Genomic DNA, 22963 nt, shown 5'->3' on the forward strand with positions numbered 1-22963 from the left:
GGATGATACGCTGTCGTTGCTTCCGTCATTTTATGGTCAATCGTCAGGTATTACAGGATTATTGATTTACCTCGGGGGAGAGAAAGAAGAAGAAAAAAGCAGCTACAGCTTAATTAAATAACAGCTAAATAAAAAAGGTTTCTGGATATGCATCCAGAAACCTTTTTCTTTTTGGGTTAAGCTTAAAACTTCAGGATGAAGTTCCCTGTGAACCTCGCCGGTGCCTGTGGGGTAAGGCGTACAGACCAAGCCTTTTCACTGGTTAAGTTATCTACTTTTAAGCCGATACGGAATTTTGTATGATCGTAAAAAACACTTGCATCGAATATCTTATACGATGGGATAATAAACTTGGATAAACCGCTCGTAAGCGTAGGATAAGCGTTCGTATAATAAGACATATCACCGATATTGCCGCCTACACCCGCTCCAAGACCATTGAATTTACCCATCGGTATGCGGTAACTGACCCAAAAGTTGTAGGTGTTTGGCGGACCAGACTGCCCTGGGCGCAAACCATTATTGCGTGGGTCTGCAGCGGCGGTGAGCTTGCTGTCGTTATAAGCATAGCCTGCAACAATGTTTAATCCTGCAATTGGATTTGCCGTTAACTCGATTTCCAGCCCCCTGCTCAGCTGCGAGCCATCCTGGACACTGTAATTATTGGGATCAACCGGATCAGGTCGCAGCATATTTTTGACCTTAATGTCATAATAACTCACAGTACCGACCAATTTGTGGTCGAAAATATCGGCTTTTACGCCAAATTCAAGTTGGTCGGCATATTCGGCCTTAAACGCACTTCCGTCTCTTGCTACACCGCTTTTATTAAAAAAGCCGTTCATATAGTTCCCAAAAAGCGAAACATGATCTTTGTATACCTCATATACCAATCCAAATTTCGGAGATAAACTGGTCTGATTAAATGGCCCGTTCTGTACCCCGCCTGCGCCTAAACCACCTGAAGTCTGGCCCGTAGAAATATTATAAACACCTTTATACTGGTAGCGGTTTACCCTTAAGCTCATCATTGCATTCAAACGTTCTGTAATGCTGAATACATCTGAAGCATAAACAGCGTAGGTATTGTCCCGGTTGGTTTCCTTTCGTAACACTCCTCTTGAAGTCAAAGAATCTACCTTAAACTGACTCACACGGTAACTCGCAGGTGTATTGATAAAGTCTACATCAGGAAGATTGACCGTAACGCGGTCGAAATCGTTATAGTTATTATAATAATCCAATCCAACCACTAGGCGGTTACGGTGTCCGGCGATCTTGAAATCACCAATAAAATTCTGCTGAAAATCTGTAGCTATAAACTGGGTGTAGCCTACAATTACATTGGGGCGGATGGTGGTCTCACTTCTTCCGTTAAGCGCGGTAATATCTCCACTGATCGAAGAACGCGCCCTTGAAAGAATGGTCTGAGATGTCCATTCTTCAGATATCTTATAATTAATCTGGCCAAAGATGTTCATCATCTGGGTTTTATAGGTCAGATCATTGCTCAGGAAAGTTTTGTTGTATGGAAAACCGATATCGGCAATTGATCTTGTAATCTCGGCGGTACCTGTAGGAACGGCCACGTAGGGATTTAAACGTACGACTGAAGTTCCCTTGGCCTGTCCAAATTCCACATCCAGCAGCAGCGATAAACGGTCGGTAATCTGATAAGAGAAGCTTGGGGCAATGCTCATGCTGTTGGTATAGCCAAGATCCTGAAAACTGTGCTCCCAGGTAGTTGCACCGTTTAACCGGAACAAAGCAGTCCTATCGGCATTGATTGGTGTATTCACGTCAACGGTAAGCCTGTTTAGGTTCCAGCTCCCAGTAGTATAAGCTACCTCACCGCCAAAACCGTTGTAAGGTTTTTTGGTTACACGGTTATACAAACCACCGTAACTACTAGCAATGCTGTTACCGAAAAGTGTAGCAGACGGCCCTTTGATGGCTTCAATACGTTCTAAATTCGCTGGATCAATGAAAGAAAAAGCTGCACCGGCTACCCCGTTACGGGCATTGGGCTCCGTATCGAAACCACGTGAACGGAACGTCACGCGTCCCTGATTGGCAATCATTGGGATGCCTGCGCCCGGTACGTTCTTGGCAATACTTCCTAAATCCAGTGCCATTTGCTCCTGAAACAAAGCTTTTGGAACAGAATTGTATACCTGTGGATTCTCCAGGTTTTTAAGTGGCAGCCTCGCAATATACATGCTTTCCTTCTGTATGAATTTATTGGTCGCACCGGCAATGGTAACTTCCTGAAGGGCCTGTACGTTCTCCTTTTCGAGCCTGTAGTCAGCCCTGGTGGTCTCACCGTTAGCAACAGTTACTTTTAAATCTTTCTGCGGAAATCCCAGTAGCTGAATCCTCACCGTATAATTTCCAGGTTCGATGCCGGAAAAACTGTAGCTTCCCTGCTCGTCGGTCAGCGTGGTTTTTCGGATTTCCAAAACAGTCACAGAGGCTGATGCATAAGGCAGGCCATCGACTAAAAGAACTTTACCCGATATCTTTCCGGAGGTCTGGGCAAAAACAATATTGCCTGCAAATAAAAAGCAGGCCAATAAGTACAATGATTTCATCAAATAATACAATAAGGATGACTAAATATTCGGCAAAGATAAAAACATTATCTAAAATTAGTCTAAATAAATATATTGTACTAAAAAACCACCTTGCTTTATTCTGCAAACAGGCAAAAGCTTCTCCCTTTTCATCCAGTACCAGTTCCCTTTCCCAGTTTTCAGATTGGAAGTGTAGTAGCATTCCTTTGTACAGGCGATTCCAAATGGATTAATACTAAAAGAATAGTAGTTTCTGGCGGATACAGAATATAATAGAATCAAAATATATTAGATAAGCTCATTCGATTAGTGTTGAATGGGCTTTGGCTCGAATGACTCCTACACCATTTTTAGTAAAGTTAATGCATAAATCAAATGCGGTCTAACATTGATCACAGTACGGCTCTTTATATCGACCTATACCTTGTTCTTCAGCTTTTCTACGGGAACGAAAGAAGCAAAATCATCAAGGTTAAGTAAAATATACAATCATTTAAAAAAACATTTGTTTTATTGAACACCGTTCAATACATTTGTACGGTCAATTAAAATGAGCAGTTGCAAATGAAAAAGTTATTTCCTAAATCAGGCTAATATCTTTTTAAATTATTTTATCCATGGGCATTACAGAAAGAAAGCAAAGAGAAAAGCAAGAAATGAGGCAGCGCATATTAAATGGTGCTAGAAAAGTATTTCTTCAGAACGGCTATGAGCAGACCAGTATGCGCAACATCGCCAGTGAGATCAGCTATAGTGCAGGGGTGATTTATTTCCATTTTAAGGATAAAGGTGAAATCTTCCATGAGCTCCATAAAGAAGGCTTTAATCTGTTGCTTAAACAGCTTCTTGTACTGGATTCAGTCGTAGATCCATTCGAACGGTTAAAAGCCGTTGGTCGTGTATTTATTCAGTTTGCTCAGGAAAATAAAGATTATTATAACCTCATGTTTATGGTTGAAGAACCATTAAAAAGTGGTGAAGAAGGTGGTTTTCAAATCGCTCAGAGCGCCATCAGCCACCTGCATAACCTGATAAGACAATGTCAGGACAATGGTCGGTTCACGGATATGGATACTGATTATTTCGCTTTTATGTTCCTCTCTGCCATACACGGGATCTGCGCCCTGTTCTGTAAGGACCGGACCGTAAGTTTTACGAACAAGACAAATGAAGCGCTCATGGACAATGGTTACGCTTGTTTGGTTAAGCTCCTGGAAAAAGGGTAAAACCTTTTTTTTGTCACAATATTGAACACTGTTTAAATTTAATACAATGATTAATTATCTTCGAAATCTGCCTACTATTTACAGACTGACCGTCTTACAGCTCTCGGTCATCTTGCTCCCATTGGGGCTAAGTGCCCAAAATCGTTTGAATGACTATATCTCACAGGGGTTAGCGTCAAACCAGAGCATCAAGGAGCAAAACTTCCTTTTGGAAAAGAACATTTATGCCTTACAAGAGGCAAAAAGCATGTTCTTGCCCAGCGTAACCTTTTCTACAACTTATACGAAAGCCGACGGAGGCAGAACAATTGATTTTCCTACAGGCGATCTTTTTAATGCCGCCTACGCCACGTTGAACCAGCTCACAGGAAGTAACTCTTTCCCCCAGCTGGAGAACCAGAGTATACTGCTCAATCCCGATAACTTCTACGATGCCAAGTTCCGCACCAGTCTTCCCATCCTGAATGCCGAACTGGTATACAACAAAAGGATCAAAGCACAACAAGTAGACCTGCAGAAAGCGGAAATACTGATGTATAAACGCGAACTGGTCAAAGAAATCAAGACGGCATATTATAACTATCTTAAAGCCACCAATGCAATAAGGATCTATCAATCCTTTCTGAAACTGCTCGAAGAAGGTGAAAGGGTAAACCGGAAACTTTTTGAGAACAACAAGATCAACCGTACGGCCGTGATCCGTAGCCAGAACGAGGTGTCAAAAATAAACGCATCGCTTACTACTGCCCAAAAAACAGAGGAATCTGCCCGTTATTATTTCAATTTTCTACTGAACAGACCATTAACGGATCCCATTCTGACCGACGATGTTCCATTACTGCCCGCCCAGGATAATCTATTGCTTAATGATGTTAATGGCCGTGAGGAACTGGCGAAGCTTGAGATTGCCAAAGGAATAAATAAAAACCTTACCGGCCTTGCCAAATCTTATCTCATACCTAAAGTTGGCACTTCGCTCGATCTGGGTTCCCAGGCCTTCGACTGGAAGTTTAATCAGAAAAGTAGATATTATCTATTGGGCGTTTCATTGGAATGGAACCTGTTCTCCTCAGGACGGAACAGTTATAAAATAAAACAGGCTATCGCCAGTGAACGGGCCGTGTCGGCACAGGCCGATCATGTTACGCAGCAACTGCTTACCGAACTGAACGTGCGCAGGGCAAACCTGCAAAGTGCTTTAGCTCAGTACCGGGCGGCCCAATCGCAACTCAAAACCAGTCAGACCTATTATAATGACATGACCAAGCTCTACAAAGAGGGAATGGCCATTTATATAGAGCTGCTTGATGCCCAGAACCAATGGGTAGATGCACAGCTTCAATCCAACATTGCCCTATTTGACACCTGGATATCCCTTACCGCTATCGAACGCGCCAACGCTAGTTTCAACATACAATAAATATCATGAACAAGACACAACTCACACTTATTGCGCTTACATCACTATTGTTCGCATGCAAAGAAAAACCAAAAAATACAAATCCCCTTGGCCAGCCAGATATCATCTCTGTAAAGGTTGCGCCCATTTCTTCTTTTGGGATAACAAATTCCATTCAGGTCACTGGACTGGTAGGTACCGAAAATGAAGCGAATTATTCCTTCAAAATTGGCGGGGTAATCAGCAGCATCCTGGTAGATGAGGGACAATTTTTTAAAAAGGGGCAATTGCTGGCCACCCTGAATACCACCGAGATTGCGGCTGGTCTGGCCCAAGCGAATCTTGGTGTAGATAAGGCCGTTCGTGACTATGCCAGGGCAGTTAATCTTTACAAAGACAGCGTTTTTACGCTGGAACAGTTGCAGAATACCAAAACGGCACTGGATGTTGCAAAAAAAACAAGTGAGGCAACTGCCTTCAATCAGCGTTATGCCAGGATCTATGCGGCCTCTGATGGTTTTGTAACCAAAAAGGTTGCCAGCGTAGGCGAAGTGATTGGTGGCGGAATGCCGGTGCTGATGACGGGCTCAACCCAAAAAACTGACAGCTACCTGTTAAAGGTTGGGGTAACTGACCTGGAATGGGCAGGAATCAGTGCAGGGCAACGGGCTGTTGTTTATCTTGATGGATATCCCGAACAGCCATTCCAGGCAACGGTACTGCGTAAACTTCAATCTGCTGATGCCGCTATCGGATCTTTTCAGGTAGAACTGAAACTCCAGATGGGCAATCTGAAACCTGCAATTGGCATGTTCGGGAAGGCGGAAATCGAAACCAATACTTCAGAAAACAGGACCGTAATTCCCTTTAGCGCCCTTGTAGAGGCAGATGGAGAGACAGGTTACATCTTTACCCCTAAGGGTACAAACAGCGTTAGAAAAGTGCCGGTAACCATCCTGAAGTTTGACAATAAAAATGTTTACCTAAAAGATAAACTGGAAGGAATAGATCGCATAGTTATTTCTAACAGTGCCTACCTCAACGAACAGTCAACCGTAAAAATTATCAAATAAAAACCACGAGATGAAAATTACAAATTTTGCTGTAAAGAACTACCAGTTTACCCTGATCATATTTGTGCTTGTGGCAGTGGTAGGATTGCTTACGCTCTTTACCATGCCCCGCTCGGAGGATCCGACTACCCATCCTCCGCAATATCTGGTAACGGTAATCTACCCAGGCACCAGTCCGAAGGATATGGAAGAACAAGTGGTAAAGCCCATAGAAAATAAGATCTATGGCCTGGAGAATATCGATAAGATCCTGACCACGGTTGAAGATGGTGTAGCAGCGATACAGATCAAGTTCAAGTATGGGGTTGATGTGGATAACAAGTATCAGGAAATATCAACAGAAATCAATGCGCTGAAAAACGGCGAGCTTCCAAAAGACATTTATCAGATCAAGACCGAAAAAATTGCCTCATCAGACGTAAAGATTATTCAGGTTGCGCTGATCTCAAACACCGCTTCGTCCAAAATATTGCGCGACAATGCAGACAAATTGAAGACCCAGCTGGAAAAGATCACCAATCTGAGAGAGGTAAAGTATACTGGAATGCCAGAGCAGGAAATCCGCATCGACATGCAACTCGATAAACTGGCCCAACTAAAAATACCATTGAACCTCGTTATAGGTAGCCTACAAAGCGAGGCAGCCGACATTCCGGGAGGAAGTATCAATATGGACAGTAAGGTCTTTAACGTAAAGACCAGTGGCAAATTCAAAAATATTGAAGATGTGGCGAATACGATTATTTATAATGCCAATGGAAAAATAATATACCTGAAGGATGTGGCCCATGTGAGCTATATGGACGGCACGATTAACCACATTACCCGGATCAACGGACAGCGCTGTATATTGGTTACCTCTTCGATGAAGAACAACGTGGATATCAGTCAGGTTAAGAAAGAGTATACTCCGGTATTGGAACAATTTTCCCAAACCTTGCCTCAGAACATTAAAATGGTTAAAAATTTTGACCAGGCAGATATGGTATCAAAGCGGCTAGGGCACTTGGGCTTTGATTTTGGATTGGCCATACTATTAGTGGTGGTTACCCTGTTGCCTTTGGGCTTCAGACCATCGCTGATCGTAATGATTTCCATTCCACTCTCTCTGGCTCTTGGTCTTATTGCAATGAACCTTTTAGGCTTCTCGCTCAACCAGCTCAGTATTGTTGGGCTTGTGGTAGCATTGGGGCTATTGGTTGATGATAGTATCGTTGTTGTAGAGAATATAGAAAGGTGGTTAAGGGAAGGCCATTCCAGAAAGGATGCCATTTTAAAGGGCACCAAGCAGATCGGGGTAGCTGTTGTAGGCTGTACCGCAACACTTGTTATTGCATTTTTACCATTGGCCTTTCTGCCGGATATGGCCGGAGAATTTATCCGAAGCCTACCTATGGCCATTATTACCAGTGTATTGGCCTCTATGATTGTGGCGCTTACGCTCGTGCCTTTTATCGGCAGCAAGATCCTGAAAACCCATAGTCATGCGGAAGGAAATTATTTCTTAAAAAAATTGCAGGGCTTTTTGACCTGGTCGTATCGTGGCATTATGCCGTTGGCGCTAAAGTGGCCAAAGGTAACCATTAGTATATCTATTGCATTGAGCGTATTGGCTTTTTTACTGTTCCCACTGGCAGGTTTTAAGCTTTTCCCTACCTCAGAAAAACCAATGTTTCTGATCAATATTAAAATGCCGCTACAGGCAAATATCCCAGAAAGCGATAAAGCTGCAAAGCTGGTGGAAATGGAACTGAAAAAGCATAAGGAAATCGTTTACTACACCTCAAATGTAGGAAAAGGTAATCCACAGATCTATTACAACGTGCATCAGCAAGATATAAAACCAGATTTTGCACAGATTTTTGTGCAATTGGAAGAAGAGACAAGCCCAAATGACAAAACTGAGCTGATCAAAACACTTAGAAGCAGATTCACTGATTTCCCATATGCAAAAATAGAGGTGAAGGATTTTGAACAAGGCACTCCAATAGAGGCGAATATCGTAGTCAGGATTTTTGGAGAGAATCAGGATACCCTGCGATCACTCTCGTTCAAAGTGGAGGAGCTGCTACGTAAACACCCAGGTACTTTTTTCATCAACAATGAACTCAATGCCTATAAGTCGGATGTAAAGATTAAGATCGATAAGGCAAAGGCCCGCACATTGGGCGTACTGACCAGCGACATTGACAAGGTGATCAGGCTGGCTGTTGCCGGACTGACTGTTGGGGATTACATTGATGACAGGGGTGATTCGAGGAATGTGGTGATCACCATTCCACGTGATAAGTTTTCAAATTTAAATGCATTGAAGAACCTTTATGTGAACAATATCCAGGGTGCACCAATTCAGATCGATCAGATTGCAACCATTGGGCTTGAAACCTCTCCAACTGCAATCAACCATTTCAATAAATCGCGATTTGCAAAGGTTACCTCGCTTACCAAGGATAATGTTTTGGCAAACGATATCCTCAAGGATATTGTGCCCGAACTCAACAAATTGAAAATGCCCAAGGGCTATTATTATAAATTATCTGGAGAGGCTGAATCGGAAGGTGATGCGCTGGGCGGAAATTTCCTTTCGGTGATCATCCTAAGTACCTTCCTGTTTATCGCTGTACTGCTGCTACAGTTTAAGACATTTAAAGGGATTATTATCGTTTTGTCAATTATTCCTTTGGGCGTTTTGGGTGGGGTGATATTTCTGCTGATGACAGGAAATCCGATGTCGCTGGTATCTATCATCGGTTTCATTGGTTTATCAGGCATCCAGGTAAAGAATTCACTGTTATTAGTTGATTTTACCAACCAATTGCGGGAAGAGGGAAAAAGCATAGACGAGGCAATCCATATTGCCGGTGAAACCAGGTTCCTGCCTGTTGTACTTACTTCTATTACGGCCATTTGTGGTCTGATCCCGATTGCTATGAATCCCAATCCACAGATAGCGCCACTTGCCATTGTGCTGATTGGGGGTCTGATCAGCTCTACCATATTATCAAGGATCGTTACCCCGGTAATGTACAAGCTCATACCTCCACAGTTGCACGAAAAGATATGATATGCCAAAATTGTCTCGTCGTGCTATGTCTTGTCACTAAGAACAGAAAAATGGCAAGTTATAACAGGACGAGACAGTGATACTCCTTAACCGAAGTAACCATGTGTTTGGGATTGTCAATATATCAATGGGTGGTGTTAGTGGTACTTATGCTGATCCAAAGGTGGTGTTTGCTATCGCTTTAAAAGGTAATTCGTCTGGAATAATACTCACACATAACCATCCAAGTGGGTAAGTGCTTTTAAGAAAGATCAGGCAACAAAAAACCCCTCTAAGTTATCCTTAAAGGGGTTTAAAGCAGTGGGCCCACCTGGGTTTTTCACACACCATTTCCTATCTGATTTACGTTTAATGACACATTTAGCTAAAATAATCGAGGAAGATTTCAAGGAATATCCAAATGAATAGTGAGGAACTAAACTTCATTTATTGGCGTTATTTTGCACTCTCTTTTCAAGTATATCTAATGCATCAATTATTGTGTCTATTGGCTTCTTTAGATTTTCGAATTGACTTTTGCCATCTTGAAAATTATATTCACTCCAATGGGTTGGTTTCCAACCGTACTGCCACTTCCCATTTCCATCAATGTAAGCTTGATTAACTCCTCCATGCTCAAATCTTACCCAAACCAAGATATATTCCGTAGGCAATTCTTCATCAACATTTATCCAAACCATAAACTGTAATCTATAGTATTTTAAAAAAAGTCCTCAAAATGTCACGACACCTTTTCAATGATAACCCCTAGCCCTTCAAGATGTTCTCGGGTTTGAATTGAAATTGGCTGCAAACAACCGATACATAGCAACTTTTCTGCCCTGCTAAAAGCCACATATCCAAGCCGCGGATGATCTTTTAATTCTCGATCCCTTTTGGCTTCTCGTTTTAATTGATCGGTTTCTAGCCACAATAAAAGTTCTTGCTCATCTTTTGCAATAGCCAGAACAGCATGAGATTCAAGCCCTTTTATTGTATGAATATTAGATACAGTAATTACTCCATCATTCCTCGGAGTTGAATAATCAAATTTGAGGTTTGCTATCTTTACCGGCAACCCTTTTTTCATTTCCAGTCCTAATGAATCAGTTATAAATATGCCATAGGTATTTTCATTTGTAATTACACCATTTTTTATAGCCTTTAAAATAGCGATACAATGACTCCTTAAAGTATAAACATCTGTATTGTAGCGTGTAAAAAACTCCATTTGGCCCATTTGAAGCGTTGTAAGCAAGGTGTCTTGTATGGTTTTAATAGGTGAAGAACCACTACTTTTTTTGGGATCCATATAACGATTATCAAGAGCAGCCTTAATCCGATTTACTAAATCATTTTTTTTGGCAATGATGCATCTCTCAGCGATAGGGATTCCAATATTATCACACATTTTATTAAAACTTGCTATCATTGGGCTAACCGATTCCCAGCCTATAACAAAATGAACTGGTTCTCCTAAATCTGCAACAGCATTTGGATTAGCGCTTCTTGATCTAGCTACCTGGCTAAATTTCTCTTTACCAAAATCCCTACCATTGAAATTGTTTAGGAAATCGACAATACGTCTGGTCGATCTAAAATTAGACCTATTTATTTCAACAGTATAAGAACTATTTTGTGAAGCCTTTAGAATCGGAATATTGACAAATGACTTAATGCTGGAATCAAATCCCTGAATATACTGTTCAGGATCCCCAACACAATAAATTATCGTCCTACCTTGCTTTCGAATATTTTCCAATATAGAGAACACGTCATTATCTGAATCTTGGAATTCATCGATAAACAGATACTGCAGGCGATTTGAAAGAATACTAGCGACAGCTTTGCGCTCAATGCATTCTTTGGCAATAGATAGTGTTTGGTCAAAGGTAATATATCCTCGTAAATTAAGCCGTTGTTTGATATCGGATTTACGTTTGGCTATAGCCTTAACATCAGTTATTCTTTTCTCTTTCGGCTTTTGTTTTTCAATATTTGAGAATACATCCTCAAGACCACACTGCATAAATAATTTTTCCTTACCTACATTAGAATTGCCTATGCTGGCATAAGGAATAACCACAAATCTATTCAAAAAGGAATGCATCGTTCCGATAAAAAAATTTTCTGGGATGCGAATAAGGGGTTCAAGCCTCTTTTTAATGTTGTTAGTAGCAGAATTAGTATAAGTTATGACCGCCATGTAACGGCACGGCTCAAGATTGCCGATCGCATCAATAATCGTCCCAACCATATTATGGGTTTTTCCTGCGCCGGGACCAGCAATAATGAGCTTTGAAGTAGGTTTTCCCTTTGCCATCAGTCAAGGAATTTTATGGCCTGAACAATATATTCTGGAATATTAAAGCCCTGCGAATCATCATCCAGCCTTAACATCAGCGAATAGGCAAATTCTGACTTGTAATCTTCAATAAGTTCAAAATAGCTGGAGACTATTATCGGGCCTGTTCCAAGATCCGTTGCATATTTTTTACCTGAATTAGGCCTTACATTTTTAAGTACCTCTAGCAAAATATCTCTACCTTTCAACACGGTATTAGCAGCAATCAAATCCTTCTCAAAAGTGGTATCGGATGTTATTCCCACATGTATCTGTGAGATTTCACTATATTTTGTTACCAAACTAGCTGCGCGATCTTTTGCTTTTGTGTCTGAATCCTGATCAGTCAGAACTACACATTTTTGAAAATAACCGTTGCTAATAACCTCTAGAAAATAACTAAAAGCGAGACCATTCACATTAATAATACAACAGCTTGATTTTTCAGTACTATGTCCAGTCAGCATTTCAAAGAATATCGGCATCAATAACTTTTCAGAAATACCCTCAACTAAAATAATACGTGTAGAATAAAAGAGATTTGTATTAACAGCATCCAAATATTTATTTAGATATTTAATTTGTTTTTTGCCTAAGGCATCTTCACTAAATCCATCCAAAATATAATGAGAGACGATTTGTCCATCCTTTTTATAAAGTACCACGGTATTATCAAAATCAATCTTGGTGGTGATATGAGTAGAATGAGAGGTGATTAATAGCTGTATGTCCTTTCTAAACTTATTAGATTTTGGATCTTTAATCAGCGATTCAATGTTATGGGCAAGATGATCTTGCAAATTTGGATGCAGATGAGATTCCGGTTCCTCTAATCCCACTACTCGGAAATACGGACTGTGAGCCCTACTCACATCCTCTATATAAGAAAGTACTAAGGAAATAAAGAGCAGATTGTTTCGACCTGTACCATTTCGTTCAATTTTTATTGGGTTGTCACCATAAATTAAACTAATTTTTTTTAGAAGATCTGAGACATCTGGCAAGGTGAAGATCAAGTCTACCTCATTTGTCTTGTCTTCAGTTCTGAGTGAAATTTTATCCAATTGCTCAGATATTCCACCTTTAATACTCTGTAAAGCCTCATTATCGTTGATAGCTTTCTGTAAGCCAAGAAGCTGTCCCTTTAAATCCTGATATTCTTTCTCTTCTTTTGAATTTAAAATTCGAAATAACAATTTGCTGTTGTGACTTGCAACAAGCTCTGTACATGCGTCCCGTAAAGCATCTAAAAGCTCGAATCGAAGCTGATTCAGATGATAACTATTAAATGATCCACTACCATCTCCTCCATAAATTGTATACTGATATCTAGAGATTGGAAAATTAACAAGATCTAATTTAGAAATTTCAGCAAGGCTTTCAAATTCATCTTCCCCCATCTCTCTTTTACGTTTGGCGAGGTATGAACGTTGTTCTCTTATCTCAGCAATTCGATCGAATTTTGACGATGGGGAATAAATATAAGTTAAGCAGGCCTCAGAAAATTCATCGTTACTATACCAATCTCCAATTACAGATTCCTGTGGCCCATCCCAATCTTTTAAAGTAGCTTTCACTATAATTTCAGGGTAAACGATGTGCTCAGGAGCAATTTCTAAATCTAAAATCTGTTTTTTGAACTCATAAATACACTGATAATTAAAATCAGCTACTTCCAATACCCGACGTTTGAAATAGGACACATCCTGTCCAAATATCAACCCTATGCAATCCAATAGATTTGATTTACCAATATTATTCTCACCAATGATTAGGGTAAGAGGTTTTAAAGCAATTTCAAAGTTGCCGAAGGTCCTATAATTTTTGATTGATAGTGAAGAAATATACATGAGGGTTAATTTATGAGATAATTAGTTTTCAATTCTACTATTATTATCTCAGAAAAAAAATATCCGGTAGAAAAAGAATTCTGCATTCAGCCTATAAATCCTAATGATTAGCAGTTTGACAAAACAGCAGATTTAATTGTCGAGTAAGTTGACATTGAATCCCATTTTTCATTTCCCCGTCGCTCACTTACTCAATTTTGAGTATTCCTGGTTTTTCTTCACAGTATTGGAGCACAATTCATATTTTTAAGTCTACCTCTTCACGCACTCTATATTAAACAATGAAAATCAAACATTACGATATTACCATCCCTGAAAATAATCCGTTTCAAAACTGCAAGCTGGATCGCCAGAAGTATGCAGATGCACTAACGAGTTTAGTGGCAAACTACAAAAATGGATTTGTACTGTCGATCAATAATTCATGGGGTACTGGAAAGACCACATTTATCAGAATGTGGCAATCTCATCTCATTAACCGAGGTTTCAGGACGCTATTTTTCAATGCATGGGAAAACGATTTTGAAAAGGATCCTCTGGTTGCAATTATGTCGGAACTTAATAGCCTAAATGGTAAAAAAAATGATAAGCTTTTTACTAATGTAATTCAGAAAGCGGCCATCATCAGTAAAAATGTTGCACCAGGATTAGTAAAGGCAATCGCAGGCAAGTATCTCGATTCCGAAATCTTTTTAGATGCCATCAAAGGTGGTGCAGAAAGTGCCACTGAAATTTTTAAAGAAGAAATAGATAACTACGCCAAAAAGAAAAAAGGACTGGTGGAATTCCGATCAGAACTTGAAAAATACATAGATTCCAATAATGATGGTAAGCCATTAGTATTCATAATTGATGAACTAGACAGATGTAGGCCGGATTATGCGGTACAAGTACTTGAGCAGATCAAACATTTCTTTAATGTGCCAGGGATAGTATTTGTGCTCTCAATTGATAAGATACAACTGGGTAATGCAATAAGAGGGTTTTATGGAAGTGAAAAGATTGACAGTGATGAATATCTTAGGAGATTTATAGACTTGGAATTCTCTCTTCCAACGCCTGAAAAAGGCATATTTGCGAAATATCTTTTTGAATACTTTGATTTTAATGCCTATTTCAAAACACCACAACGTAGGGAGTATCGTGACTTGCAACATGATGCGGAAGAATTTATTCATTTCGCAAGCCTGCTATTTTCTACCGCAGGTCTTACCTTAAGGCAGCAGGAAAAAATATTCTCCTCTGCAAGGATAGTGTTAAATACATTTTCCGTTAATAACTACATTTTTCCAGCAGTGTTTATCTTGCTGATCTATATCAAGGATTACCATCCGGATTTTTATCGCATGTTAATGGAGAAAGATGCTTCTCTCCAAGATATCGTTGACCAGCTATCCAAAATATTTCCAGAAAATATTAGCGATGAAAATGAACTGGGCTTTCTAATGACAGAGGCCACTCTACTATTACTATATAGGAATGGTTTACTCAAGATTGGGATTTCAAAACCAATCATCGAAAAGGATGATCAAAACAAAAAGAGGTTAACCTTTAAATCATGTGTCGATAAAACTTCTGAAGGAAGTCATTTTCTTAATGTTTTTGAAACAATCGAAAATGCAGGTTTCAGAACAGCGCCACTCGATCACCTCATCGGGAAGATCAATCTCATGGAATCTTTCCAAACAGATCTTGGATTACCATCATAATTCCTCAGGCTTTAATAAGAAACAATTTGGATAAATTAAAAATGAGCAAGATTAAAAACCAACATTATGTCCCTCAATTTTATCTTAAATCTTTCTGTGATAAAGCGGAGCAAGTATGGGCGTTTGATAAAACAAATCAACACATATTTACTTCTAGCCCAAGAAATTTAGCAAGTGAGGGGTATTTCTATGACCAAAAACAAATCGACGAAAAATTTGGAGAGCAGCACCTTGAGCATGTTCTTGGCATCGAAGAAACCAGATTCTCAAAAACATTTAATCAGCTGGCTTAATCTTTGGAGATTGCGGAAGTTCTTGCATAATTAATAATTTAAATTACCTAAATCAAAATGAATTTATATACCCTAGTCCATCAAATTTTGATTGGTTAGCGTTAGTTCAACTTATCCATCTCTACTAGAAGTCTATCCCGGTGTTCAACATTTTCAATTTGACTTATAACTTTGAGCGTTATGGTTTTCAATATTTCTACGCTTTTCTTTAGATGACTATCTGTCGGGGTATCAATCCCGTGTAGAAGATAGTTTCTTAGTTTTCTTAAATCATTTAAAACACCAGCTTCATTTGCATTTAGAACATTTTTATCTGTTAAAACAGAAAAATTGGGAATCATATACTTTCTAGATTTTTTTTCGTCGTCAGTAAGAAACTCTCGCGTGGCTTTTTCCAAAATAACCCAATACTTCACAAACAGCTCAAAGATCGAAGCCTTTTTTTCCGGAATTTGTAAATTTTTAAAATACTGCTTAAAATCCACTAGATTCGTCTTATTGTTAAATTCAACAAACAACATGTTTAGCAATTGATCTGTTACTGTTTCATCAAGATCGGTATTAATCTTATTAATGAATTTTGTAAAAATGCTTGTACTAAGACTTTTGTTGATTTTCAGGAAATTATTCAGCAAAAAGGTATCTCCTAATTTAATCTTATCATGATAATCTTCAGCTAGGTTGTTAAGCAAAAAATTCGTCAACTCATACTTATCTTTAATGTCCTTTGTTGATCGGGTTCTTTCAGCCATAGCCGCTTGTAGTCTTTCTAACGCAATTTCTCCCGTTAGTACAAGGCCGTTAATTTCGTCAAGAATTGCTAGTTCGGAGGCAGATAGATTTCCAGAAAATGGCTTATAGACCAAATCATGTTCCACTTCTGACCATGCGTGCATTAAAACAGACGCGACTTGAATCTCCGCAGTTGTATCGGAATACCTTTTTATTAACCCATCGTCTTTTAGTTGTACTCTATAATGATTTGCCCAATATCCAGAGAATCGTTTCTTATGAAGAGGCTTGTGTGCCTGCTCAGGGAACTTCTTTTTGTTGTCAATCACAAAAAGCTCGCTAATTATTTCATCTAGTATATCTCTTTCCGACGGAAAATAAAGGGAAACTCTTATCCCTGCCAAATCAACGATATCATTATAAATATCTTTGACACTTTGGTAGTTTTTATCCTGATTGCGTTTCGTTAATTTTTCTAAAAGTCTATCAGGCTTTTTTGCCCTAAAAGTAACAATTGCTTTTATACCCCTTTTAAAAAGTTGATCTTCGATTTTACCAGATACTATTTGAGATAGCTTATGATAATAATCATATTCTTTATTGTACTGCTTTATAAATTCTTCAATTACATTCATGAGAGTTCTCGCCTGAGTTAATTCGATGTGTAATTATATAAAAATAGATTGAAACCTGTTGCAATAGGAGCACATTTTTCAAATAATTTCAGTTATTGGTAAACATTTACCATTCACTTGTTAATCAGACAAAGAGAAGTTTTTTCTACCGTGAAACATCACTCCGTGCAAAAACCTAACATTAGCCATATTTCTTATCAAAAGCCTCAACAAATTGATTAATAAGCCATCCAAATTGAACTAGGCTGAGCAGTATTTGAACAAAGACAATAACCCTAATTAATCTTGTATTTGGGAGGATATCTCCGAAATTGGAAGAAGTAGCTATCCCTGCACTAAAATAAAGAAAGTCAAAGTAATTTAATTTTTCGAACCTTTTAGAATGAAAGTCAACCACCACATTATAGATCTTTAATTGAATTTTATTTATCTCTGATAACATATTGATATTACGTATTCTATAGGTTGAATCGCGCTTTCCAGCCTGAACATTTTTTGAGTACAACTGTTTATCAAAATAGGTTTCAAATTTCTTGTTCAACACGGCTGCAATTATTTTAGCTTCCTGTAATCTTAATCGAGCTAGTTTCAACTTAGTTTCAGCTACTACTACAGGTGAGGTGTTTTCAATATCTGAGCCGGAAGCAAATGTCATTATTTGCAATGAATGCTCTAACGAATCTATTTTTTGTTTGACTTCTTTAGTTCCATTTTTAACAGCGAGTTGAGAATTAATTTTATAGCTGTCCCAAAGCTGGTCGTTTAAGGCATCTAAAAACCTGTTATAATTATTTTGCTCATTTTTGTTTCGTTTGATCGCCTTGTTCAATGAATCAATACTCAAATGTAAAGATTGAAGTACCTCATTCGTTTCTATTACTGTTTTTTCCTTACCTCTTGGCAAGCTCCCTACCTCTTCATCAAAAAACATTGGCGCAAAAGTAACAGTATTGAATTCTTGATTGACCATAAAGTAACTGGTATTTTTCATCCAGAAAAACCAATAAACTGCCGCAAACAGAACTATAGAAATAAGGTAACACAAAACTACTTTATAAATAGATTTCTTCATAATAGAGGGGTATCCGGGTTAGTTAAAATTTCAACCATAGTGAAATTGACATGAAGTAATTCGAATTTGGTGCAGAATATATCTAATTAAATTTTGCTGAGAAGTCTCTAACGAATAGCAAAAAGCTCACAACAATGTTAGAATCATATTCTGAATACAAACCATGTGCTGCCTTGTTTCTTAAATCAAGCCAACCCGTAATCAATTTTTGGTAGGTTAAATTGTAGATATTGTTTTTAGCAAGCTCAATGTTCATAGACTCTGCTTTCATCGGCTTTACCTTTCCTGATTTAGTATCAGTTTGCGTTATAGGCAATCCACTTTTTAAAGAGAGTTGCCTTAAATTTTCTTCTAATACGCTTCCAATAATGACGGCTGCAGGATCTTTATATCCTTCCTCAGTAAGATGTTCTGCCATATCAAGAAAATCCGAAAATAATTCAGCAGAAACCAAGCCTCTTAAATTATCCAACCAACCCTCTTCAACGTCATTCTTAATTTTTTTGAGTAGTTCAATTGCAAGAACAACATTATAATCTGCATAATATTTTACACCACTGTTGAATTTATGATAATAGTGTTCCTCACCAAACATAGATTTTAAAAAGCTTAGTGCTGAAGTCCTGAAAGCAGAAAACTTTGGTTCCTCCATTGCTTTGTTAAAATTTGCCATCTTCAAGTTCTCCAACAGGTTGGTTGCCTCATGTATCAACTTATCAAGTTTAATAAGAATTTTTTCTTTCATCAGATATGGGTTAAGAGTCGTTTTGTACTGGTTATATTTCCAAAGCTACTTAAAACTGAGGACTCCACTAAAATGCCCTCATACTAATTCATCAGGAATTCCCCTAATTTGTCGTTAAGCATCAAAATTCTTTCTTCCCATTATTGTCCTAAAAAGGAGGATGGCAATGAGTGGCAGCAAATCTTACTTAACCCCTGAAAAAGTAGTAAAGATTTTAAAAAAACACGGCACAATTATATCAGTTGAACAGGCTAAAAAGGTATTGGAATTCTATCGAAAATTTGCTAAATTATAGCTTGAACAGGTATTTAAGCCATGAAAATAGCAGATTTATATATTAGGGTAAGCACCGACGAACAGGCCGAAAAAGGATATTCTCAAAGAGACCAGGAAGAACGTTTAAAGCGATATTGCGAATTTAATAACATCACCGTTAGAAAAGTCATATACGAAGACCATTCGGCCAAAACCTTTAATCGGCCGGCATGGGGAACCCTCCTGGCCGACTTAAGAAAAAGCAAAGGCAGATTAACCGACCTGGTTCTATTTACCAAATGGGACAGGTTTAGCAGGAATGCTGGTGATGCCTATAACATGATCAGCACCCTAAGAACGCTCGGCGTTGAACCCCAGGCAATAGAACAACCACTGGATTTATCTATTCCGGAAAATAAATTGATGCTTGCCATTTATCTCTCTACCCCGGAAGTAGAGAATGACAGACGAGCATTAAATGTAATTAATGGAATGAGAAAAGCCCGAAAAGAAGGGCGTTGGATGGCCTCTGCTCCCATCGGTTATAAAAACATCACCACCGAAACCGGCAAAAAAATGATTGTCACAAGAGAGCTGCAGGCATCTTTGATCAAAGAAGCGTTTGAAAGAATAGCTATGGGTATTTTTTCGACAGAACAAATCTGGAAAGCCTTAAGAACCAAAGGACTTAGTTGTGGCAAAAACAATTTCTTGGTTTGTATGCGTAATCCCGTTTATTATGGCAAGATTTTCATTCCCAAATACAAAGACGAAGAAAGTCATTTGGTAAACGGAATACATCAGCCTTTAATTACCCAAAGCCTGTTTTATGAAGTGCAGGATGTAATGGACGGCTGAAAGCAGAAAAAAGCGCCAAAAATATTCTCATTAGAAGAACTCCCTTTAAGAGGATTTCTCTATTGCTCAAAATGCAGCCGAATACTAACTGGCAGTGCATCCAAAGGCAGAAGTAAATATTATTACTATTACCATTGTTCCTCAATCTGTGGCTGCAGATATAAAGCTGAAGTAATAAACTCAGCCATCATTAAAGATTTAAAAAAGTTTGCACCCAGACCTGGCTATGCTAAAGTTTGTGCAAAAACGGTAAATGAAATGTATTTAACTAACTTTTCTGAAAGAGGCGACAGCAAAAGAGAAGTTGCAGCTAAAATTGAAACATTAAATAACAAGATAAAAACCGCAAGAGAACTATTGCTAAAGGGAGATTTAGATCCTATTGATTACAAAACGATTAAAATTTAGTGTGAAGAACAAATAGGCATTTTGGAAAGCAAGTTAATTGACGTATCAAATCCTACAGTTAATATTGAGACTGAGCTCAAAAACACGGTTCAAGCACTTTTAAAGTTGGATTTATATTATAAAAATGGAAAGATGCCGCTTAAAAGAGAGATAATTGGTTCGATCTTTCCCGAAAAGCTATGCTTTGACGAAACGCAACATCGACCCGATCGGGTTAACGAAGTTGTATCAATTATCAATGTGATTTCCAGTGACTTACAGAGCAAAAAAAAGTGGACAAACGACGTAAAAACGTGTTTGCCCACTTGGGTGGGCCCACCTGGGCTCGAACCAGGGACCAAAAGATTATGAGTCTTCTACTCTAACCAGCTGAGCTATAGGCCCGGAAAAAAGGCATTCCTTTTTTGCGAGTGCAATGTTACAAATTTGAATTGAAATTAGGAAAATGTTTTCAGCATTTTTTCATAAAAAGAACGAATATAAACTCATTTTCAAGTGCTTAATTTTAATTTTCATTTTACTGCCCCTCCATTCTCATAAAAATTGTTGATAAAACGCCTGTTAATCTATCCTTAAATCCATTTCGAATAGGTTAATTTTGTAATTGATATGAATACGCCCGACCCGGACAACCAACTTCTTTTAGATTTTTTAGCCACCACCAACCAGCCTGTTTTTTTAACCGGTAAAGCTGGAACGGGTAAAACTACCCTCCTACGCAAAATTAGGGATACCACAAAAAAGAATTTCGCCATTGTTGCACCTACAGCTGTTGCGGCAATAAATGCTGGTGGCGTAACACTTCACTCCTTTTTTCAAATTCCTTTCGGCCCTTTGGTTCCGGTTGTTGATGAAAATGCTGAAACGAATTTTAAATACTCTGCTGAAAAAACAAGGTTATTACGCTGCCTTGATTTATTGATCATTGATGAGATTAGTATGGTTAGGGTTGATCTGATTGATTTTATCGACCGTACTTTAAAACGTGTTAAGGGTGCTAACCGTCCATTCGGTGGCGTTCAGGTATTAATGATCGGCGATCTTTACCAGCTCTCTCCTATTTTTCATGATGCCTGGCATATCCTGGGCAGTTATTATTCCAGTCCTTATTTTTTCGATAGCTTGGTTTTCAGGTCTACGCCAATGCTTACGTTTACCTTAGATAAAGTTTACCGTCAATCAGACCCCATATTTCTTGATATTTTGAACGGAATGCGAGAAAATAGTCTCAGTGCTGACCTTCTTGCCAAACTGAATGAACGTTACGACCCATCTTTAGATCAGGAATGGAAAGATGATTACATTACTTTAACTACACACAACCAACTGGTTAACGAAATTAACCAGGGTTGTTTAGATAAATTACCCGGAGAAATTTTCGAATTCAATGCGGCCGTAAGTGGCGATTTCCCTAAAGATGCCTATCCTACCGATGAAAAACTCCAGTTAAAGCTGGGTGCACAGGTTATCTTTATCAAAAATGATTCATCGGGTAAAAAGCAGTTTTACAATGGGAAAGCGGCAAAAATTACAGCAATTAGTGAAGATTCGATAAAAGTAACTTTCACTAACAGTGGCAGGGAAATCGAAGTAGAAAAAGAAATCTGGCAAAATGTTAAATATAGCCTGAGCGATGAAGAAAATAAAATTGACGAAACCAGTACCGGATCATTCGCTCAATACCCGTTTAAACTGGCTTGGGCCATTACTGTACACAAAAGCCAGGGATTAACTTTCGATCAGGCGATAGTTGATGTGAGCACTGCATTTACCCACGGACAGGCTTACGTAGCACTGAGCCGTTGCAGAAGCTTGGAAGGACTTATCCTAAAATCGCCTGTAGTTTCCGAAAATATCATTACCGATGCCAAAGTAATCAGTTTTACAAAAGCTGCTCACCAAAATAAACCTACGGCCGATCTGCTGGCACGTTATACGCAGCAATATGCCTGGGGGCTGGTTCATGAGCTGCTGGATTTCTCACTGGTTGCCAAAGATTGGGAAAAACTCGGGCGCTCCAAACTAATCGACAAAGACGAGAAGAGTGCCTTTTTATCTATTTACGAACAAGGAAACCAGATTCTTCAGCACGAGATCTTTAAAGTAGCCAGAAATTTTATTGCAAAGGAATTTTCGAAAATAAACACCGATGAAAATCCGGCAAATGAAACTGCTTTTATGGATCGTTTACAGAAAGCGTCTGATTATTTCGTTCCAAAGCTGGAACAACTCATTACCTTAATGGCAAGAATTGTGGCCATCAACTTTTATAATGATACACACTCGGATAAATTGCTTACGGTATTAAATGATTGTAAAGATGCCCTTGAGATCAAGCTGGCTTTATTTAAAATTTCGTGGACCCCATTTTCAATCAAAGATTATATCAGTACTCTGCACGCAGCAGGCAATAAACAACCAGAGAAAAAACCGGTTAAACCAAGCATTAAGCCCAAAGAGATTTCCAATCCGCAGGTTTATAAAAACCTGGTCGAATGGCGCAAAACAATTGCGCAGCAGCGTGGCACGCCCGATTATGCTATACTTTCTGACTTAGCACTACTTTCTATTGCCGAAAAAATGCCCAGAACTACCGACCAGCTGGCGGCCCTTAAAAGCGTAGGCATTGGCAATGCAAAAGAACTCGGCCAGCAGATTACCCGCATTGTAAACGCCCATTTAGGCACCAGCGAGTTATTTTAAAAAAATTTAGTTCTTCACACTTTTTTTAATACTTTCGCAACCCCA

Annotated in this window: 17 protein-coding genes, 1 tRNA gene and 1 pseudogene; 11 read left to right on the top strand and 8 right to left on the bottom strand. The window is 38.8% G+C overall.

Annotated features, from left to right (window positions below; all coding sequences use genetic code 11):
* Positions 1-182 precede the first annotated feature (182 nt).
* Positions 183-2591: a TonB-dependent receptor gene (locus tag FHT21_RS12340; RefSeq protein WP_167294951.1), complete on the bottom strand. Its 2409-nt coding sequence runs from the start codon at positions 2589-2591 to the stop codon at positions 183-185.
* 599 nt (positions 2592-3190) lie between these two features.
* Between FHT21_RS12340 and FHT21_RS12345 the strand changes: the two genes are divergently transcribed.
* The 5 genes from FHT21_RS12345 (at position 3191) to FHT21_RS12365 (ending at position 9570) form a co-directional block, all read left to right on the top strand.
* Positions 3191-3799: a TetR/AcrR family transcriptional regulator gene (locus FHT21_RS12345; RefSeq protein ID WP_167294952.1), complete on the top strand. Its 609-nt coding sequence runs from the start codon at positions 3191-3193 to the stop codon at positions 3797-3799.
* Positions 3800-3845: 46 nt separating this feature from the next.
* Positions 3846-5219, top strand: coding sequence for a TolC family protein (locus FHT21_RS12350; RefSeq protein WP_167294953.1), 1374 nt, complete (start codon positions 3846-3848; stop codon positions 5217-5219).
* 5 nt (positions 5220-5224) lie between these two features.
* Positions 5225-6271 (top strand): efflux RND transporter periplasmic adaptor subunit, encoded by a 1047-nt coding sequence (locus FHT21_RS12355; RefSeq protein WP_167294954.1) that lies wholly within the window; start codon positions 5225-5227, stop codon positions 6269-6271.
* A 10-nt stretch (positions 6272-6281) separates the two neighbouring features.
* Positions 6282-9335 carry an efflux RND transporter permease subunit gene (locus tag FHT21_RS12360; RefSeq protein WP_167294955.1) on the top strand — a complete coding sequence of 1018 codons (3054 nt, stop codon included), beginning with the start codon at positions 6282-6284 and terminating at the stop codon, positions 9333-9335.
* Positions 9336-9411: 76 nt separating this feature from the next.
* Positions 9412-9570 carry a JAB domain-containing protein gene (locus FHT21_RS12365; protein ID WP_167294956.1) on the top strand — a complete coding sequence of 53 codons (159 nt, stop codon included), beginning with the start codon at positions 9412-9414 and terminating at the stop codon, positions 9568-9570.
* Positions 9571-9757: 187 nt separating this feature from the next.
* Here the strand turns inward: FHT21_RS12365 and FHT21_RS12370 are convergent, their stop codons facing one another.
* The 3 genes from FHT21_RS12370 to FHT21_RS12380 are packed head-to-tail and all read right to left on the bottom strand — an operon-like array spanning position 9758 to position 13508.
* Complete coding sequence (locus FHT21_RS12370) at positions 9758-10015, bottom strand: DUF551 domain-containing protein (protein ID WP_167294957.1); 258 nt, start codon at positions 10013-10015, stop codon at positions 9758-9760.
* A 41-nt stretch (positions 10016-10056) separates the two neighbouring features.
* Positions 10057-11637: a UvrD-helicase domain-containing protein gene (locus FHT21_RS12375; protein WP_208398914.1), complete on the bottom strand. Its 1581-nt coding sequence runs from the start codon at positions 11635-11637 to the stop codon at positions 10057-10059.
* The gene (locus tag FHT21_RS12380) at positions 11637-13508 is read right to left on the bottom strand and encodes an AAA family ATPase (protein WP_167294958.1); all 1872 of its coding nucleotides are present in this window, start codon (positions 13506-13508) and stop codon (positions 11637-11639) included. Before FHT21_RS12380 ends, FHT21_RS12375 begins: the two co-directional genes overlap by 1 nt.
* A 281-nt stretch (positions 13509-13789) precedes the next feature.
* On the opposite strand from FHT21_RS12380, the gene FHT21_RS12385 reads away from it, so the two are divergent.
* Complete coding sequence (locus FHT21_RS12385) at positions 13790-15217, top strand: P-loop NTPase fold protein (protein ID WP_167294959.1); 1428 nt, start codon at positions 13790-13792, stop codon at positions 15215-15217.
* A 41-nt stretch (positions 15218-15258) separates the two neighbouring features.
* On the top strand, positions 15259-15510 hold the full coding sequence (locus FHT21_RS12390) for a DUF4238 domain-containing protein (RefSeq protein ID WP_167294960.1): 252 nt from the start codon (positions 15259-15261) through the stop codon (positions 15508-15510).
* A gap of 101 nt (positions 15511-15611) precedes the next feature.
* On the opposite strand, the gene FHT21_RS12395 is transcribed toward FHT21_RS12390, so the two are convergent.
* The 3 genes from FHT21_RS12395 to FHT21_RS12405 form a co-directional block, all read right to left on the bottom strand.
* Complete coding sequence (locus FHT21_RS12395; RefSeq protein WP_167294961.1) at positions 15612-16877, bottom strand: RelA/SpoT domain-containing protein; 1266 nt, start codon at positions 16875-16877, stop codon at positions 15612-15614.
* A 181-nt stretch (positions 16878-17058) separates the two neighbouring features.
* A complete protein-coding gene (locus FHT21_RS12400) occupies positions 17059-17949 on the bottom strand; it encodes a potassium channel family protein (RefSeq protein WP_167294962.1) in 891 nt (296 codons plus the stop codon).
* Between the two features lie 82 nt (positions 17950-18031).
* On the bottom strand, positions 18032-18694 hold the full coding sequence (locus FHT21_RS12405) for a hypothetical protein (protein ID WP_167294963.1): 663 nt from the start codon (positions 18692-18694) through the stop codon (positions 18032-18034).
* Positions 18695-19009: 315 nt separating this feature from the next.
* On the opposite strand from FHT21_RS12405, the gene FHT21_RS24965 reads away from it, so the two are divergent.
* From FHT21_RS24965 to FHT21_RS24975, 3 genes and pseudogenes are all read left to right on the top strand, one after another.
* Positions 19010-19807, top strand: a complete 798-nt coding sequence (locus tag FHT21_RS24965; protein ID WP_243853978.1) for a recombinase family protein — start codon at positions 19010-19012, stop codon at positions 19805-19807.
* Between the two features lie 21 nt (positions 19808-19828).
* Positions 19829-19999 (top strand): annotated as a pseudogene (locus tag FHT21_RS25060) (zinc ribbon domain-containing protein); the annotation flags it as partial.
* A gap of 66 nt (positions 20000-20065) precedes the next feature.
* Positions 20066-20215, top strand: coding sequence for a hypothetical protein (locus FHT21_RS24975; RefSeq protein WP_243853980.1), 150 nt, complete (start codon positions 20066-20068; stop codon positions 20213-20215).
* A gap of 310 nt (positions 20216-20525) precedes the next feature.
* Here the strand turns inward: FHT21_RS24975 and FHT21_RS12415 are convergent.
* A tRNA-Ile gene (locus FHT21_RS12415) sits at positions 20526-20599 on the bottom strand.
* A gap of 225 nt (positions 20600-20824) precedes the next feature.
* Between FHT21_RS12415 and FHT21_RS12420 the strand changes: the two genes are divergently transcribed.
* Positions 20825-22918, top strand: coding sequence for an HRDC domain-containing protein (locus tag FHT21_RS12420; RefSeq protein ID WP_167294964.1), 2094 nt, complete (start codon positions 20825-20827; stop codon positions 22916-22918).
* The last annotated feature ends 45 nt before the right edge of the window (positions 22919-22963 follow it).

This window comes from Pedobacter sp. SG908, assembly GCF_011759615.1.
Lineage (GTDB): Bacteria > Bacteroidota > Bacteroidia > Sphingobacteriales > Sphingobacteriaceae > Pedobacter > Pedobacter riviphilus.

What these genes read in the sequence shown, in the direction of transcription:
- FHT21_RS12340 (WP_167294951.1), bottom strand. Translation starts at nt 2,591, where the DNA reads ATGAAATCATTGTACTTATTGGCCTGCTTTTTATTTGCAGGCAATATT.
- FHT21_RS12345 (WP_167294952.1), top strand. Translation starts at nt 3,191, where the DNA reads ATGGGCATTACAGAAAGAAAGCAAAGAGAAAAGCAAGAAATGAGGCAG.
- FHT21_RS12350 (WP_167294953.1), top strand. Translation starts at nt 3,846, where the DNA reads ATGATTAATTATCTTCGAAATCTGCCTACTATTTACAGACTGACCGTC.
- FHT21_RS12355 (WP_167294954.1), top strand. Translation starts at nt 5,225, where the DNA reads ATGAACAAGACACAACTCACACTTATTGCGCTTACATCACTATTGTTC.
- FHT21_RS12360 (WP_167294955.1), top strand. Translation starts at nt 6,282, where the DNA reads ATGAAAATTACAAATTTTGCTGTAAAGAACTACCAGTTTACCCTGATC.
- FHT21_RS12370 (WP_167294957.1), bottom strand. Translation starts at nt 10,015, where the DNA reads ATGGTTTGGATAAATGTTGATGAAGAATTGCCTACGGAATATATCTTG.
- FHT21_RS12375 (WP_208398914.1), bottom strand. Translation starts at nt 11,637, where the DNA reads ATGGCAAAGGGAAAACCTACTTCAAAGCTCATTATTGCTGGTCCCGGC.
- FHT21_RS12380 (WP_167294958.1), bottom strand. Translation starts at nt 13,508, where the DNA reads ATGTATATTTCTTCACTATCAATCAAAAATTATAGGACCTTCGGCAAC.
- FHT21_RS12385 (WP_167294959.1), top strand. Translation starts at nt 13,790, where the DNA reads ATGAAAATCAAACATTACGATATTACCATCCCTGAAAATAATCCGTTT.
- FHT21_RS12390 (WP_167294960.1), top strand. Translation starts at nt 15,259, where the DNA reads ATGAGCAAGATTAAAAACCAACATTATGTCCCTCAATTTTATCTTAAA.
- FHT21_RS12395 (WP_167294961.1), bottom strand. Translation starts at nt 16,877, where the DNA reads ATGAATGTAATTGAAGAATTTATAAAGCAGTACAATAAAGAATATGAT.
- FHT21_RS12400 (WP_167294962.1), bottom strand. Translation starts at nt 17,949, where the DNA reads ATGAAGAAATCTATTTATAAAGTAGTTTTGTGTTACCTTATTTCTATA.
- FHT21_RS12405 (WP_167294963.1), bottom strand. Translation starts at nt 18,694, where the DNA reads ATGAAAGAAAAAATTCTTATTAAACTTGATAAGTTGATACATGAGGCA.
- FHT21_RS24965 (WP_243853978.1), top strand. Translation starts at nt 19,010, where the DNA reads ATGAAAATAGCAGATTTATATATTAGGGTAAGCACCGACGAACAGGCC.
- FHT21_RS24975 (WP_243853980.1), top strand. Translation starts at nt 20,066, where the DNA reads ATGTATTTAACTAACTTTTCTGAAAGAGGCGACAGCAAAAGAGAAGTT.
- FHT21_RS12420 (WP_167294964.1), top strand. Translation starts at nt 20,825, where the DNA reads ATGAATACGCCCGACCCGGACAACCAACTTCTTTTAGATTTTTTAGCC.